The 13,979-nt window shown below is 70.3% G+C and carries 15 protein-coding genes and 1 pseudogene; 7 read left to right on the top strand and 9 right to left on the bottom strand.

What is annotated here, in order from left to right; translation table 11 throughout:
* Positions 1 to 225: 225 nt before the first annotated feature.
* Positions 226 to 1,062: an NAD(P)-dependent oxidoreductase gene (locus tag AC07DC_RS01820; protein ID WP_478910871.1), complete on the top strand. Its 837-nt coding sequence runs from the start codon at positions 226 to 228 to the stop codon at positions 1,060 to 1,062.
* Positions 1,063 to 1,243: 181 nt separating this feature from the next.
* On the opposite strand, the gene AC07DC_RS01825 is transcribed toward AC07DC_RS01820, so the two are convergent.
* The gene (locus AC07DC_RS01825; protein ID WP_478910873.1) at positions 1,244 to 2,737 is read right to left on the bottom strand and encodes a metallophosphoesterase family protein; all 1,494 of its coding nucleotides are present in this window, start codon (positions 2,735 to 2,737) and stop codon (positions 1,244 to 1,246) included.
* 176 nt (positions 2,738 to 2,913) lie between these two features.
* Positions 2,914 to 3,387 (bottom strand): VOC family protein, encoded by a 474-nt coding sequence (locus AC07DC_RS01830; protein WP_478910875.1) that lies wholly within the window; start codon positions 3,385 to 3,387, stop codon positions 2,914 to 2,916.
* Between the two features lie 201 nt (positions 3,388 to 3,588).
* Between AC07DC_RS01830 and AC07DC_RS01835 the strand changes: the two genes are divergently transcribed.
* The gene (locus tag AC07DC_RS01835) at positions 3,589 to 4,806 is read left to right on the top strand and encodes a M20 metallopeptidase family protein (protein ID WP_478910877.1); all 1,218 of its coding nucleotides are present in this window, start codon (positions 3,589 to 3,591) and stop codon (positions 4,804 to 4,806) included.
* A 60-nt stretch (positions 4,807 to 4,866) separates the two neighbouring features.
* Here the strand turns inward: AC07DC_RS01835 and AC07DC_RS01840 are convergent, their stop codons facing one another.
* Entirely contained in the window at positions 4,867 to 6,402 is a 1,536-nt protein-coding gene (locus AC07DC_RS01840) for an MFS transporter (protein WP_478910879.1), read from the bottom strand.
* Between the two features lie 111 nt (positions 6,403 to 6,513).
* Between AC07DC_RS01840 and AC07DC_RS01845 the strand changes: the two are divergent.
* Positions 6,514 to 6,939 (top strand): annotated as a pseudogene (locus tag AC07DC_RS01845) (sigma-70 family RNA polymerase sigma factor); the annotation flags it as partial.
* 128 nt (positions 6,940 to 7,067) lie between these two features.
* On the opposite strand, the gene AC07DC_RS01850 reads toward AC07DC_RS01845, so the two are convergent.
* From AC07DC_RS01850 to AC07DC_RS01860, 3 genes are all read right to left on the bottom strand, one after another.
* Positions 7,068 to 7,403, bottom strand: a complete 336-nt coding sequence (locus AC07DC_RS01850; RefSeq protein WP_478910881.1) for a histone-like nucleoid-structuring protein Lsr2 — start codon at positions 7,401 to 7,403, stop codon at positions 7,068 to 7,070.
* Between the two features lie 201 nt (positions 7,404 to 7,604).
* On the bottom strand, positions 7,605 to 7,943 hold the full coding sequence (locus AC07DC_RS01855; protein WP_478910883.1) for a PCC domain-containing protein: 339 nt from the start codon (positions 7,941 to 7,943) through the stop codon (positions 7,605 to 7,607).
* 128 nt (positions 7,944 to 8,071) lie between these two features.
* The gene (locus AC07DC_RS01860) at positions 8,072 to 8,665 is read right to left on the bottom strand and encodes a GNAT family N-acetyltransferase (protein ID WP_478910885.1); all 594 of its coding nucleotides are present in this window, start codon (positions 8,663 to 8,665) and stop codon (positions 8,072 to 8,074) included.
* Positions 8,666 to 8,871: 206 nt separating this feature from the next.
* Here AC07DC_RS01860 and AC07DC_RS01865 point away from each other — a divergent pair, with 206 nt between their 5' ends.
* Positions 8,872 to 9,291: an SRPBCC family protein gene (locus AC07DC_RS01865; RefSeq protein WP_478910887.1), complete on the top strand. Its 420-nt coding sequence runs from the start codon at positions 8,872 to 8,874 to the stop codon at positions 9,289 to 9,291.
* Positions 9,292 to 9,441: 150 nt separating this feature from the next.
* Here the strand turns inward: AC07DC_RS01865 and AC07DC_RS01870 are convergent, their stop codons facing one another.
* Positions 9,442 to 10,377, bottom strand: a complete 936-nt coding sequence (locus AC07DC_RS01870; RefSeq protein WP_478910889.1) for a quinone oxidoreductase family protein — start codon at positions 10,375 to 10,377, stop codon at positions 9,442 to 9,444.
* A gap of 82 nt (positions 10,378 to 10,459) precedes the next feature.
* On the opposite strand from AC07DC_RS01870, the gene AC07DC_RS01875 reads away from it, so the two are divergent.
* The 3 genes from AC07DC_RS01875 (at position 10,460) to tsaA (ending at position 12,477) form a co-directional block, all read left to right on the top strand.
* Positions 10,460 to 10,933 carry a MarR family winged helix-turn-helix transcriptional regulator gene (locus AC07DC_RS01875; RefSeq protein WP_478910891.1) on the top strand — a complete coding sequence of 158 codons (474 nt, stop codon included), beginning with the start codon at positions 10,460 to 10,462 and terminating at the stop codon, positions 10,931 to 10,933.
* Between the two features lie 146 nt (positions 10,934 to 11,079).
* Entirely contained in the window at positions 11,080 to 11,964 is an 885-nt protein-coding gene (gene sigJ, locus AC07DC_RS01880) for an RNA polymerase sigma factor SigJ (RefSeq protein ID WP_478910893.1), read from the top strand.
* Between the two features lie 96 nt (positions 11,965 to 12,060).
* Positions 12,061 to 12,477 carry a tRNA (N6-threonylcarbamoyladenosine(37)-N6)-methyltransferase TrmO gene (gene tsaA / locus AC07DC_RS01885; RefSeq protein WP_478910895.1) on the top strand — a complete coding sequence of 139 codons (417 nt, stop codon included), beginning with the start codon at positions 12,061 to 12,063 and terminating at the stop codon, positions 12,475 to 12,477.
* Positions 12,478 to 12,502: 25 nt separating this feature from the next.
* On the opposite strand, the gene AC07DC_RS01890 is transcribed toward tsaA, so the two are convergent.
* Both AC07DC_RS01890 and AC07DC_RS01895 read right to left on the bottom strand, forming a co-directional pair.
* A complete protein-coding gene (locus AC07DC_RS01890) occupies positions 12,503 to 13,009 on the bottom strand; it encodes an O-acetyl-ADP-ribose deacetylase (RefSeq protein ID WP_478910897.1) in 507 nt (168 codons plus the stop codon).
* A gap of 272 nt (positions 13,010 to 13,281) precedes the next feature.
* Positions 13,282 to 13,932: a CGNR zinc finger domain-containing protein gene (locus AC07DC_RS01895; protein WP_478910899.1), complete on the bottom strand. Its 651-nt coding sequence runs from the start codon at positions 13,930 to 13,932 to the stop codon at positions 13,282 to 13,284.
* Positions 13,933 to 13,979: the final 47 nt, after the last annotated feature.

Raw genomic sequence — 13,979 nt, forward strand, 5'->3', positions numbered from 1 at the left:
GGTCCGGCTCTTGGCCGCATGGTCCGAACCACCCGGGCTGAGAGCGCTCTCAGAATGGGAGGGCGGAAGTGCTCTGTCAATGGTCTAGACAGAAACTGCTCCAACTCCGACAGGCACGCGCAGGGAAGATCCCGGTTTGACGAACAGCCCGTCACGGCCCGTACGGTCGACACCGTCGGCGACGCGATCGACACCCTGCCGAGCATCTACGAAGGAGCTCCACCCGTGGCCAAGCCGATCGTCGGGATCCTCCACCCGGGCAGCATGGGCGCGGCCGTGGCCGCCCAGGCCGCGACTCACGCCGCGACCGTGTTGTGGTGCCAGGACGGGCGCAGCGAGCGGACGGTGGCGCGCGCCACCCGGTTCGGACTGGAACCGGTTGCGACGCCCGCCGAGTTGCTGGACCGCTCGGACATCGTCATCAGCCTGTGCCCACCGGCCGCCGCCGAGGACGTGGCGCGGGAGGCCGGCAGGCACGGGTTCGAGGGCCTGTACGTGGAAGCCAACGCCATTTCCCCGGAGCGGGTCCGGCGGATCGTGGGCCTGCTGCCGGAGGCGCTGGTCCTCGACGGTGCGGTCACCGGGACTCCTCCGTCCGGCGGTGAGGCGCCGACGCTGTACCTCTCGGGATTGGCTCCCGCGGCGGCCGTCGTGGAGAAGCTGTTCGCCGGAACGGACGTGACGACAACGGTGCTCGGCAGCGAGGTCGGCCAGGCCTCCGCGCTCAAGCTCGCCTATGCGAGCCTGCGCAAGACGTCCCAGGTGGTGGCCGCGCTGTCCCTCGGGATGGCGCAGGAGCACGGTGTCGAGCGGGAGCTCGTCGCCCTCGCGTCCCGGCGCACCGACGCACCGCTCGGCGAACCGGGGCGTATTGCCGGTACGGCTGCCCGTGCGTGGCGTTGGGGGCCGGAACTGCAGGAGGCGGCCGACATGGCGGCCGCCGCCGGCCTGCCGGACGACGTGCTGCGCGCGGCTGCCCGCACCCTGGCCCGCTGGAACGACAGCAAGGACGACGACTCCCTCACCACGGAGGAGGCCTTGCGGCGACTCCACCGCGACTGACCGGGTACCCGGCGCCGTTGGGGCGGATGCACGTCGGCGCCCCAACGGCGGTTGCGCGGTGCGCCCCAACGGCGCCTGGCCGGGGCCGCACCGCCGCCACCGCCCGGTGCCCAGCCCACCACCGCGCGGGGACGCACCGCCACGCTCTGCCGGACGCCCCGCCCCCCCGGCGCCGTACCGCTCAGCCCAGCGGGATGGTGAAGTCGTCCTCGACCGGAGGGGCGATCTCCTGCTCGCGGTAGCCGGTGGCGGCGAAGCACCGGATCCGCAGGTTGTGCGGGGTGACGTCCAGGCGCAGGAAGCTCTTGAAGAACGGCGGGGTGTAGGTCACAGAGCCCGGCGAGAGGACCTGCGTGTAGATCTTGCGGACCGGGAGCCGGAACCAGGACCTGCCGTGCGGGCGGGAGGGCACTCCGAGAAGCGTGGCGACCAGTCGGGTGCGCAGTGTCACCCGCGCGTTCGTCGCGCGCGTCGGGGGGATGCCGAGCCGCTTGGCGACCACCGCTGTCGCCTGCTCGTCGGTCAGTGCGAAGAATCGTTTCATCCGCAGCCGCCGGCCGTAGAGCCCGCTGTAGAAGGCCAGCGAGTCCCCGCGCAGCGGGTAGCAGCGGAACTCCTGCTCGCTGACCCCGGCGACCGTCACTCGCGGGATGATGTGGGTGGCGTGCATGAACGCTCCGCCGCCCCCGGAGACGACGTACTCGATGGTGCGGCCGTCCACGTCCACCGGATAGTGCTGGTAGTTGTGGATGTCGCCGCCGATGGCCGCCACGTAGTGGCAGTTGGCGTCGCGGACTATCTCATCGACGGTGCCGCCGCCCTCGATGGCGCACGGATGGTATTTGTCGTCCACGTATATCGGTGAACCGGTCACGAGGATCTTGGGCCTGGGGCCCTGGGAGACGTGGCGCAGCCACTCTCCCTGCTCCTTGTCGATGCCGCCCAGCAGCCCGGTGTCGATGCCGATGATGCGCAGCGGTCCCGAGTCGATGGCCCAGTACGGTCCGGGCTGCGCGGATTGCTGCGCCGGGGCCGACCTCAGCGACCGCGCCTCCTTCAGCCGCCGTTCGTCGACGGCGTCGGGGCTCTTCCACAGCAATGACCGCCACCAGGCCGCCGACAGGAGCTTCGGGCGGGCGCCCGCAGGCAGCGCAAGGGCCTCGCAGAAGACCCGCATGAACCCGGTCAGGCCGTCGTACCAGTCGTGGTTGCCGGGTATCGCGTAGATCGGCGCGTTGTAGTCCTGGTAGGGCCGGAAGAACTTGGTGCCGTAGTCGTCGGCGCTGCCGACGGGGTAGATCACGTCGCTGGACAGGACGGCGAAGCGGGAGCCCTCGCCCGCCTCCAGGAGGCCGGGCACCACGGCGTACTGGGGGGCGTCGCCCTCGCCGGTGTCCGCGATGAGCATGAAGGAGTACGTGTCCGGGTCGTCCCGCTCGATCACGAAGTCCTTCGGGACCCCGCGGTCGCGCTGCCCGGACACCCAGCGCCGCCGGTCGTCGTTGGTCGGGTCACCGAACAGGGAGGCGAGCGGTCCGTTGCGGGCACTCCACAGGGTGGCCGGATTGAGCCAGGAGAGCTTTTTGACCCGGCCGGGCATCAGACTCTCGAAATGGCCGGGCTCCTGGCCGTGCCATCCGGCACCGGTCGCTGAATCGCGCGAGGAAACTGACACCGGCGCACCCTAGCAACCTCCCGTCCGACGCACGGAATTGATGCCTGATCCCGCCCTGTCTCAGACCGGCGGAGCGGCGGCGCGGGCCGGCCCCGGACGGTGTCCGGACGGGCCCGCGCCGCGGTGCGTGCAGCTTCCACGGCTCGCGACTACGCCTATGACGCCCGCTGTGCCTGCTACGTCTGGTCGGCGGCGGCGTAGATGGCAGCCACGTCGAGCTTCTTCATCCCGAGGACGGCCGACATCGCCCGCTGGGCTCGGCCCGGGTCCGAGTCGTTCAGCAGCTCGTCCATCCCACCGGGGACGACCTGCCAGGACAGCCCGTACTTGTCCTTCAGCCAGCCGCACGGACCCTCCTCGCCGCCCTCGGAGAGCTTGGACCAGTAGTGGTCGATCTCCGCCTGGTCGGCGCAGGTGATCATCAGTGAGACCGCCTCGGTGAAGGTGAACTCCGGGCCGCCGTTGATCGCGATGTACTCCTGGCCGTCGAGCTCGAAGGCGACCGTCAGCACCGTTCCGGCCGGCCGCGGACCGGCGTCGTTGTAGTGCGTGATGCTCTTGATCGCCGAATTCGGGAAGACCGAGACGTAGAACTTGGCAGCTTCCTCGCTCTCGGTGTCGAACCAGAGGTTGGGGGTGATCCGCGGCATGGGACTCTCCTCGCTTCGTGGGTGTTCTGCCCTGCTCCTGTATTGACCGTCGCACCGGTCGAATGTCATCGCTACTCAGGAAGAAATCCCGGGATCGGCGCGGCGCGGCGCGGCGGCGCACGGAGCGACCGGTCCCCGTCGTTCCACGCCACGGCGCCCGAAAGCGGCGAGGATGGGAGAACGACCTCGTCAGGAGATGCCATGACCGCCGCAGCACACCGTCATGCCGGCCTTCGCCGATCCGCCGCCGCGCTCCAGGCCGAGCTGGTGGCACTGCGCCGAGCCCTGCACCGGGAGCCCGAGATCGGCCTGGAGCTGCCACTGACGCGGGCCCGGGTGCTGGCCGCGCTGGACGGGCTGCCGCTGGAGATCACCCACGGCAAGAAGCTCGGCTCGGTCACCGCCGTGCTGCGCGGCGCGCTGCCGGGGCCCGTGGTGCTGCTGCGCGGGGACATGGACGCACTGCCGGTGCAGGAGGCTGGTGACCTGCCGTACGCGTCCACCGTCGCAGGCGTGATGCACGCCTGCGGCCATGACCTGCACACCGCGGCGCTGGTCGGGGCCGTCCGGCTGCTGTGCGAGCGGCGCGACGAGCTGGCCGGGACGGTGGTCTTCATGTTCCAGCCCGGCGAGGAGGGCCTGGGCGGTGCCCGGCTGATGATCGACGAAGGTGTGCTGGAAGCGGCCGGGAGCACTCCCGTCGCCGCCTACGCCCTGCATGTCGCCGCCTCACAGCTGCCCAACGGCTGGGTCGCCACCCGCCCGGGCCCGATCATGGCGGCGGCCGACACTCTCACCGTCACGATGCACGGGCGCGGCGGGCACGGATCCAGCCCCCATCTCGCCCTGGATCCGGTCCCGGCCGCCTGCGAGGCCGTCATCGCGCTGCAGACCATGGTGACCCGCCGTTTCGACGTCTTCGACCCGGTCGTGGTCACCGTCGGCAGCTTCCACGCGGGCACCGCCGAGAACGTCATCCCCGACGAGGCGGTCTTCGGCGCCACCATCCGCTCCTTCTCGCCCGAGGCCCGGGCCCGGGTGCTGGAGGAGGCGCCCGTGGTCGTCCAGGGAATCGCCCGGGCGCACGGGCTGACGGTGGAGGCGATCGTCACCGAGGGGTATCCGGTCACCGTCAACGACCCCACCGAGACGGCCTTCGCGGCCGAGACGGCCCGCCAACTCCTGGGTGCGGACCGCTACCTCGACATGCCGCGCCCGGTCGCCGGAGCCGAGGACTTCGCCGTCGTCGCCGAGCTCGTCCCCTCGGGCTATCTGATGCTCGGTGCCTGCCCCGCCGACCGCGACCCGTCCACCGCCGCCTACAACCACTCCCCGCAGGCCGCCTTCGACGACTGCGTGCTGGGCGACGCTGCGGCGCTCCTCGCCGAACTGGCTCTGGGACGGACCGTCAGGGACTGAGCCCCCCTGCCGGCCGGACCGTTCCCCACGGTCCGGCCGGCAGCCCGTTCCCCCGACCGGCTACTTCTCCGACCCCATCCGGATGACGGTGGCGGTCTCGGAGTCCTCCGGCGTCTGCTGGGATCCCGCCACCGCGCTCGCGGAGCTCATCGACGCCTTCCCCCGCGGCATCAGCAGCAGCACGATAAGCAGCCCGCCGACTCCGAAGCAGGCGGCGGCCAGGAACGCCTCGTGGTTCGCCGAGGCCTGCGCGGCCCGCATCGCCGGGGGGTCACCGCCCGCGGCGGCGAGCTTCCCGGCGAAGCCGCTGTAGGCGATGGTCGCGACGATGGCCAGGCCGAGCGCCCCGCCGGCCTCCTGGCTGGTGTTGATGAGACCGGCGCCGAGTCCCGCCTCCTCCTCGCTGATGCCGACGAACGCGGCGATCTGCAGTGTCACGAAGCACATGCCGCAGCCGAGTCCGAGAGCAAGAAACGCGGGCAGCAGGTTCGCGGCGTAGCTGCCGTCGGCCGGAGCGCGCCAGAGCAGCAGCAGTCCCGTGATGGTGACCACGAGCCCCGTGACGAGCACGGGCCGCGCCGCCATCCTGGTGATCAGTCCCGAGGCGACCCCCGCGCCGACCGCCACGGAGACCGCGAGCGGCACGTACGCGAACCCGGCCTTCATCGGTGAGTAGCCGTAGACCTGCTGCATGAAGATGCTGGCGAAGTAGAACAGCGCGCCGAAGGTGCCGAAGACCAGTACGGCGGAGAGGTTGGCGGTCCGCATCGTCTTCAGCCGGAAGACCTTCAGCGGCATCATCGGCGACGCGACCCGCGCCTCGATCACCAGGAACCCCGTGAGGAGCACGGCGACGCCGGCCAGGCTGCCGAGGGTACGGGCCGTGCCCCAGCCCACGTGGGTGGCTTCGCCGAGGGTGAAGATCAGCAGGAGCAGTCCGGCGGTGAGGGTTGCCGCGCCCGCCGCGTCGAAGGGACGGCGACGCTCATCGGCCCGGCTCTCGGGCACGATGCGCGGGGCCAGCGCCGCGGCCGACAGGCCGATCGGCACGTTGATCCAGAAGATCCATTTCCAGCCGGGCCCGTCGGCGAGCACACCGCCGAGGATGACGCCGACGATCGACGCGACACCGGACAGCGAACCCCATATGCCCAGCGCCTTGTTGCGCTCAGGACCTTCCGCGAAGGTACCGGTCAGGATCGACAGGGCGGCCGGCGCGATGAGCGACGAGCCGAGTCCCTGGAATCCCCGGGCGGTGATCAGCGTGGCGCCGTTCTGCGCGAGGCCCGACACCAGCGAGGCCAGCGCGAACACGACGAACCCGGTCTGCAGCATCCGGCGACGCCCGAACGTGTCGGCTAGCCGCCCGCCCAGCAACAGGAATCCGCCGAGCACGGTCGAGTAGGCCGTGACGATGTACTCCAGGCTGACATCGGACATCCCGAGGCCGCGCTGGATGGACGGCAGGGCGAGGTTCACTATCGATACGTCGATGAAGACCATGAACTGAGCGATGCAGAGGAAAGCCAATATCGCACCGGGGCCCGCCCCCGCCGCGGGTCCCGAACGGATTGTGGTGGGTACTGAAGCAGCCATCTCATCACTCCTGGAGGCCGGCCGTGCGGCGCGGTCGGTACCGCGTCCTGTCACATCGGCGGCGTTTCGTCTGTCAGTGCAGTGACACCACGCGACGAGGGAGTGTGACCGGTGGACGGACATGAATTTCTGGCGGAGCGGTTCGAGGCGCACCGCACTCATCTGCGGTCGGTGGCCTACCGGATGCTCGGCTCGCTGAGCGAAGCGGATGACGCGGTCCACGAGTCATGGCTGAGGCTCAGCCGTGCCGGCACCAACGACGCCGAGAAACTGGGTGGTTGGCTGACGATGATCGTCGCCCGGGTATCGCTGGACATGCTGCGCTCGCGCCATCGACGGCGCGGGGACCCACTTGAAGTGCTGCACAGCCCCGACCCGATCGACGGCAGAACCGACGGATGCACCTCCGAACACGAAGCGCTGCTGGCCGACTCGGTCAGTTTCGCGCTGCTCGTTGCCCTGCAGACACTGCCGCCCGAAGAGCGGCTGGCTCTCGTGCTGCACGACCTGTTCGGCGTGCCCTACGACGACATCGCCCTGACGATCCTTCACGACTGACGAACGACGAATGAAGACTGGCTGCCGGCGGCTCGCGACTCAACGAACGACGACGGCCCCGGCAGCTCCAAAAGAGCGGCGGGGCCGTCACGGGACGAGCACCGGGTTCAGTGCGCCTTTTCGTACGCCTCACGAACCGTCGCGGGGACGCGCCCCCGGTCGTTCACGTCGTAGCCGTTCTCCTTGGCCCAGGCCCGGATCTTGGCGGTGTCCTCCGAACCGGCGCCGGCGAGCTTGCGCGGTCCGTTCGCGCCCTTGTTCCGGCCCACCTTGTGCCCGGCCGCAATGAAGGGGTTCAACGCTTCGAGAAGAGAGTCAAAGCTGTCCGGGGCGAGGTCGATTTCATAGACAACGCCATCAACGGCGAACGTGTGAGTGGCCGCCTCCGCCGATTCTTTGCCGGTGAGGTCGTCGGTGTAAATGGTTACGATTTTCTGAGCCATAGGGCGCAGATTAGCAGTAATGCGGGGGGTCGTATAGAAATCACTTACCGTCCGCTCATGTGTACGGACGGGTAGCACGACAGAACGATCCGGTGGTTCGCAGGGCCTCTATAGCGGCTCGCTTCGGGTCCGCATAGCGTCCCGACCGGAGTCCGCCGGAGTCCGCCGGAGTCCGCCGGAGGCTGTCGGAGGCTGTCGGGACTATGTGGGAAGCGCGGGGAGCACGTACGCCCGCACAAAGTGCGTTTCCACCCGAGCGTGGAGCAGATGCCCAGCAATGGCCTTATCGCCTGCTACCGCCAGAATGGCGTGAATGTGAACGTCTCCGTCCCGGATCTCTCCCGTTCCGCCGAGTTCCGCCGGACAGGTGTAGTAGGTGCGCTGGTCCTTCGTTGCGTCGTCCTCGGACATCGTCGAGACGGTAAAAGCGTCGACCGCGCCGATCAGGGAGACGATCGCCCCGTCCGAGATGCCGGCCGATGCGGCCTGATCCGCTATCGACTCCAACAGCTCACCGCGTCGTACCTCGAATACCTGCATGCCATCACTCCCCAGCGCAATGCGGGCTCCGGACCCGGAGCCTATCGACGCGTCCTGCGGCCCCGCCCGGATTTCCTCCGTCAACGAGGTCGCACCGCTCCGAGGCCCCTTCCCGGAGAATCGACGGCTCACTCGGTCGAAGCGGCATCCCTTTCCGGGCGGCGGGCCCGGCCGCCGGCCGATTCGCGCCACTCGTCGCGCAGTATCCCGAACAGCACGTTGTCGTACCACTCCCCTGCCACCAGCACGGCGGCCCTGCGCCGGCCCTCCTCGCGGAACCCGGCCTTTTCGAAGGCGCGCATGGCGCGCTCGTTGCCGCTCCAGGTGTCGAGTTCGACCCGGTGCAGCCGGCAGGCGTCGAAGAGATGCCCCACGAGCAGGCGCAGGGCTTCCGTCCCATGTCCCGTGCCCCAGCAGTCCCGTTCGCCGATGGTGATACCGACGGTGGCCCGCCCCGCGAACGGGTCGAGGTCGCGGTAGTCGGCCATGCCGATCGGCCGGCCGTCGACCAGGTCCTCCACGGTGAAGACACGTGAATCGCCGGGGTCCAGGCCCAGCATCGTGTCGAAGCCGCGCTCCACGGCGGCCCGGGTGACGGGGCCGAAGTGCGGATTGCCGCCGGTGGCCCAGTGCACCACCTCCGGATCGTTGCGCCAGCGGACGTGGTGGTCCAGGTCCTCCGCGTGCAACGCGCGGAGTCTCACGAGGTTTCCTTCGATCATGGAGGAATCGTAGGTCGGCCCCGAAGTCGACCCGACGGCACGGCAGGACGGTGCGCGGCGGCCCGGTGGCCCAGGGACCGGTGACGCAGTGGTCCGGTGGCGGCGGAGGGATCGGAGGTCGCCACCGAAGCGGTGGGGCGGAGCGCTGGACAGATAGTCGTCGCGCAGATAATCTATGGATAGATTAACCAGTCGAGGAGGCCACCATGTGGGAATACGAGAGCAGTATCGAGACCAGCGCCACCCCCCAGGCGATCTGGCGGCTCTGGGCGGATGTCGACAACTGGGGCGCCTGGAACGCCGAGATCGAGAAGATCGAGATCAGCGGCCCGTTCGCACCCGGTGCGCGGATCACGATGACGCCGCCCGGCGACGACCCAGTGCTCCTCGTCGTCGCGGAGGCGGTCGAGGACGAGATGTTCGTCGACGAGGCCCGGTTCGACGAGCTGGTGCTGCGGACCACGCACCGGATCGTCCGGATCGACCAGGAGAGGATTCGCGTGGTGTACCGGATGGAGATCACCGGCGCCGGCTCCGACGAGGCGGGACCGCAGATCGGCCCCGGCATCACCGCCGACTGGCCCGACACGCTGGCCGCCCTGGCCGCTCTGGCGTCGCGGAGCTGACGCCGCTCGCGCCTGCGCCGGAGGCCTCCACGACGGCGCTCGGTTCCGCCGCTCCGGCCGAGCGGCGGAACCGATCCCGGCCTCGCACCAAGCGGGGTACGGCCGTTCGCGAGCGGCCGGAGGGGCGACGCGGGCCAGGTGCGACGTCGACTAGGGGCGCAGAACGACCTTGCCGCAGTTGGCCCGTGCCTCGATTATCTCGTGTGCCCGTGCGGCGTCGGCGAGGGGGATCTCGGCGTGCACGGCGGGCCGCAGCCGTCCGGACAGGGCGAGCTCCCACAACAGATCGCCGTGCCGGTCGTACAACTCGCGCTGAGTGGTGGAGAAGCGAGCCATCGTCAGACCGGTGATGGTCTTGGCCCCGGCGAGGAGGTCGAAGGCGGGCACCGTGCCGCCGCCGGAGCCGAAGAAGACCAGGCGTCCGCCGGGCGCGAGGGCGGCCACGGCGCGCGGGAGGAGACCCCCGCCGACGCCGTCCAGGACGACATCGACCGGCTCGCCCCAGTTCTCGCCGTCGTACAGCACGACCTCGTCCGCTCCCTGCGCGCGCAGGAAGTCGGCCTTGGCGGGCGAGCTCACGGCCGCGACGACCCGTTGGACGCCCTGGATCTTGGCGAGTTGGACCGCGAGGTGCCCCACCCCGCTCGCCGCTCCCGTGATGAGCACCGACTCGGCAGTGGCGGGTCGGGCGGTGGCCAGCGCGGCGAGGGCGACCTGCCCGCTGCGGACGAGCGCGACAGCCTGCACCGCGCTCGCGCCGTCCGGTATACGACTCGCCATGGCGGCGGGCGCGAGGGCCAGTTCGGTGTACGAGCCGGTGAAGGTGAGGGAGGTGACGCGGTCCCCGACCGCGAAGTCCGTCACGCCGGGCCCTACCGCGATCACCGCTCCGGCGACCTCGCCGCCCAGAATCCCCGGCAGCGTCGTACCGCCGCCCTCGCCGCGCACCTTGCGCACCGAAGGCAGCGTCACGCCGATGACTTCCGTACGGACCAGCAGTTCGCCGGGGCCGGCCGAGGGGTCCTCGGCCTCCTCCACGCGCAGCACTTCCGGGCCGCCGTACTCGTAGAAGCGGACGCGCCGCATGGATACCTCCAATTCGTTGGTGATCCCAACGGTATCAGAATGTCATTGGTCGCCCCAATGATGAGTTCGATACGCTGGAGGCATGGCCGAAGACCCGTACGCCCCCGCCCGGATCCGTGAACTGCCCAGCTGGCTCCTGGGGCGTGCCGCCGCCCGTGGGCACCGCCTGGTCGCCGGAGCGCTCGCCCGCGAGGGCCTGCGGATGATGCATCACGCGGTCCTGTCGGCCGTCGCCGAACTGGGGCCGGTGTCGCAGGCGGAGCTCGGCCGGAGTCTGAGCATCGACCCCAAGGACATGGTCGCGATCGTCAACGAACTCCAGAGCCGCGGCCTCGTGACCCGTACACCCGACGCCAAGGACCGCCGGAAGAACGCCGTCGCCATCTCGGCGAGCGGCCGGCGGCGGCTGCGGCGCACGGAGGAACTGGGCGACGAGGCGAACGCCGAACTCACCGCGGCTCTCTCCCCCGCGGAACGCGAGCAGCTCATCGCTCTGCTCACCCGCATCATCCAGTCGGAAGAGCCCGCCTGCGGCCCCGGAGACAGCGGCGAGTAGAACTCCGCACGCCCCACCGACCGGTCCCTGCCGCGTGGCGACCGGACCGGGTCCGTAGCGGGATCGGGCCGGCATCGTGCGCCCGTCACATCGCCGGGGTTTCACGGGTCATCGATATGACACGAGGCAACGGGAGAATGTGACCGATGAACGACGAAGAGTTTCTCGCGGAGCAGTTCGAGGCCCACCGCACCCACTTGCGGGCAGTGGCCTACCGCATGCTCGGTTCGCTGAGCGAGGCGGAGGATGCCGTGCAGGACGCGTGGCTGCGGGCCAGCCGAGCCGGCACCGACGATGTGGAGAACCTGGGCGGCTGGCTGACGACGATCGTCGCCCGGGTGTCGCTGAACATGCTGCGGTCGCGCACCACACGCCGCGAGGACCCGCTCGAAGTGCACGTGCCCGACCCGATCGTCAGCAGCGCCGAGGGGCTCAACCCCGAGCACGAGGTGCTGTTGGCGGACTCGGTCGGTCTCGCGCTGCTCGTCGTCCTGGAGACGCTGCCGCCCGCCGAACGGCTCGCCTTCGTGCTGCACGACATGTTCGCCGTGCCCTTCGACGACATCGCCCCGATCGTGGACCGCTCCCCTGCCGCGACCCGGCAGCTCGCCAGCCGGGCCCGCCGCCGGGTCCAGGGAGCGGCCCCGGCTCCCGACACGGACCCGAGCCGCCAGCGCGAAGTCGTCGACGCCTTCATGACCGCGGCGCGCGGCGGCGACTTCGACGCCCTGGTGGCGGTCCTCGATCCCGACGTCCTGATGCGGGCCGACACCGGCACCGGAGCCGGCAACATCTCCCGGCTCATCCGCGGATCGCGGACCGTGGCGCAGCAGGCGCTCACTTTCACGGCCTTCGCCCAGTACGCCAGGCACGCACTCGTCAACGGAGCCCCGGGGATCATCACGGTCCCCGACGGGCAGCTGTACGCGGTCATGGGCCTCACCGTCGTCAACGGCAGGATCACCGAGATCAACCTGCTCGCCGACCGCGACCGTCTCGCCAAGCTGGAATGGGAACTCCTCGGCAACTGACGCGGACGTCCCTTCGCTCCGTCCGTCCGATGCCCGCCGCCCTCACGAGGGCGGCGGGCACCCCCCTTCGCCCCACCTGCCGGAAAGGAACGTCCGTTGCCCGATGACCTGTATGCCCTGCGGCCGATCGGATGGGTCGAGTCGCCGCTGGTCGACCCCGGAACAGCGCCCAAGCAGGGCGATGAGGGATCGCCCGAGGCCTGGCTCGTGTTCGAACCGGCCGTGAGCGCCGGGCTCGCCGACCTGCGGGCCGGCGCCGAGATCCTGGTATTGACCTGGCTCGACCGCGCACGTCGCGATGTCCTGACCGTCCACCCGCGCGGCGACGCGACCAGGCCGCCCACAGGTGTGTTCAGCACCCGCTCACCCGCCCGTCCCAACCCGATCGGACTGCACCGGGTGCGGATCGTCTCGATCGACGGCAACCGGATGTGCGTGTCGGATCTCGAAGCCCTGGACGCCACACCGGTCCTGGACATCAAGCCCGTACTCGACGCGGACACCGAACGCTGAACTCCCCGGCCCCTGGCAGCGGATTTCAGGCCTGCGAGGCGAAGACGTCGTAAGCGTCCTGGTCGAACAGCACGAACCGGGCCTCCGACACCGACGTCTCCGCCGCCGCGACCGTTGCCAGGGCGATGCGGGCCCCGTCCTCCATCGGCCACCGGTACACCCCGGTGGAGATCGCCGGGAAGGCCACCGTCCGCGCCCCCAGCTCGTCGGCCACCCGCAGCGACTCCCGGTAGCAGGACGCCAGCAGGTCCGACCGATCCTCGTTCTGCGACCAGACCGGGCCGACGGTGTGGATCACCCAGCGCGCCGGCAGCCGTCCCGCCGTGGTGGCCACGGCCCGGCCGGTCGCCAGCCCCTTCCCGTAGTGGGACGCCCGCAGCGCGCGGCACTCCGACAGGATCTCGGGCCCGCCCTTGCGGTGGATCGCCCCGTCCACTCCCCCACCGCCCAGCAGCGAGGAGTTGGCGGCATTGACGATCGCGTCGACGCGCTGCTCAGTGATGTCGCCGAGGGCGAAGGTGATAGTGATCATGAAGCCCATCCTCGCAGCAGCACCGGCGTCCGACCTGCGGATTAGGCCGCCGGGACCCCCATCCGGGCGCGTCCGGCGGCGCGGCCAAGGCAGGTCCGGCGGCGCGTCCGGGCACCTCCGACGACACCGCCGGGCTCGTTCGCAATTCGCCAGGCAGTGTCAGGGTCTCGGCCCTTGTGGAGATCCGCAGGACACGTTTGTCCGCGCCAGAACGTCGCATCCCGGACGGCGCCAGATCGTTCAGCCGGCCGGCCGAGTCGTGCCCCTACCGCTTATACGGAGGGTTCGGCGTGGTGGCGTTGGTAGTGGCGTGCGACGCGGGCGCGGTTGCCGCAGTTGGCCGAGCACCATTCCCGGCGGGGGTGGGCCCGCACGAAATACAACACGCAGCCGGGGGCCCGGCAGGCGCGCAGCTCATCCCGGTCCGGCCCGGCGAAGAGTTGGACGGCCTCTTCCGCGATCCGTGACAGCGCCGTCGCCGCGATGTCGCGCGACGGTGCGCCGGTCCTGGTGAGGGACGGCACTCCCCCTTCGGGCCACACCATCCGCGACCACTCGGGTGCATAGGCACAGGCCCGGTTGACCGCCTCCACAGCCGCCGCGAGATCGGGCGCCGCCGAGGCCGCCGCCGGACGGGGGTCTTCGGTGACAACGGCCGCCAGCCGGCGCAGCGCGTCACGCAGCCGCAGGTACTTGTCCACGAGCGGCAGCAGCGGCGAGGGCCCGGATGCCGCGGCCGGCTCGTCCAGGGCGAGTGCCGGCTCGAAGCGCGGGGACACGGCCCGCAGCCATCGCGCCAGGTCATCGGCGTCACCCAGGGCGTCGTGGACACCGTCGCGGTCGGCCCACACGGTGTTCATCAGCTCGACCGGCAGCGGTTCACCGAGCAACGGCGCACCGATCTGCGGATCCGTGGTGTTCATGGAGTCGACCGTACGCCTTTTCCTAATGGTTTTCCAAGCCATCAACC

This window comes from Streptomyces sp. NPDC045021 (genome assembly GCF_056432645.1).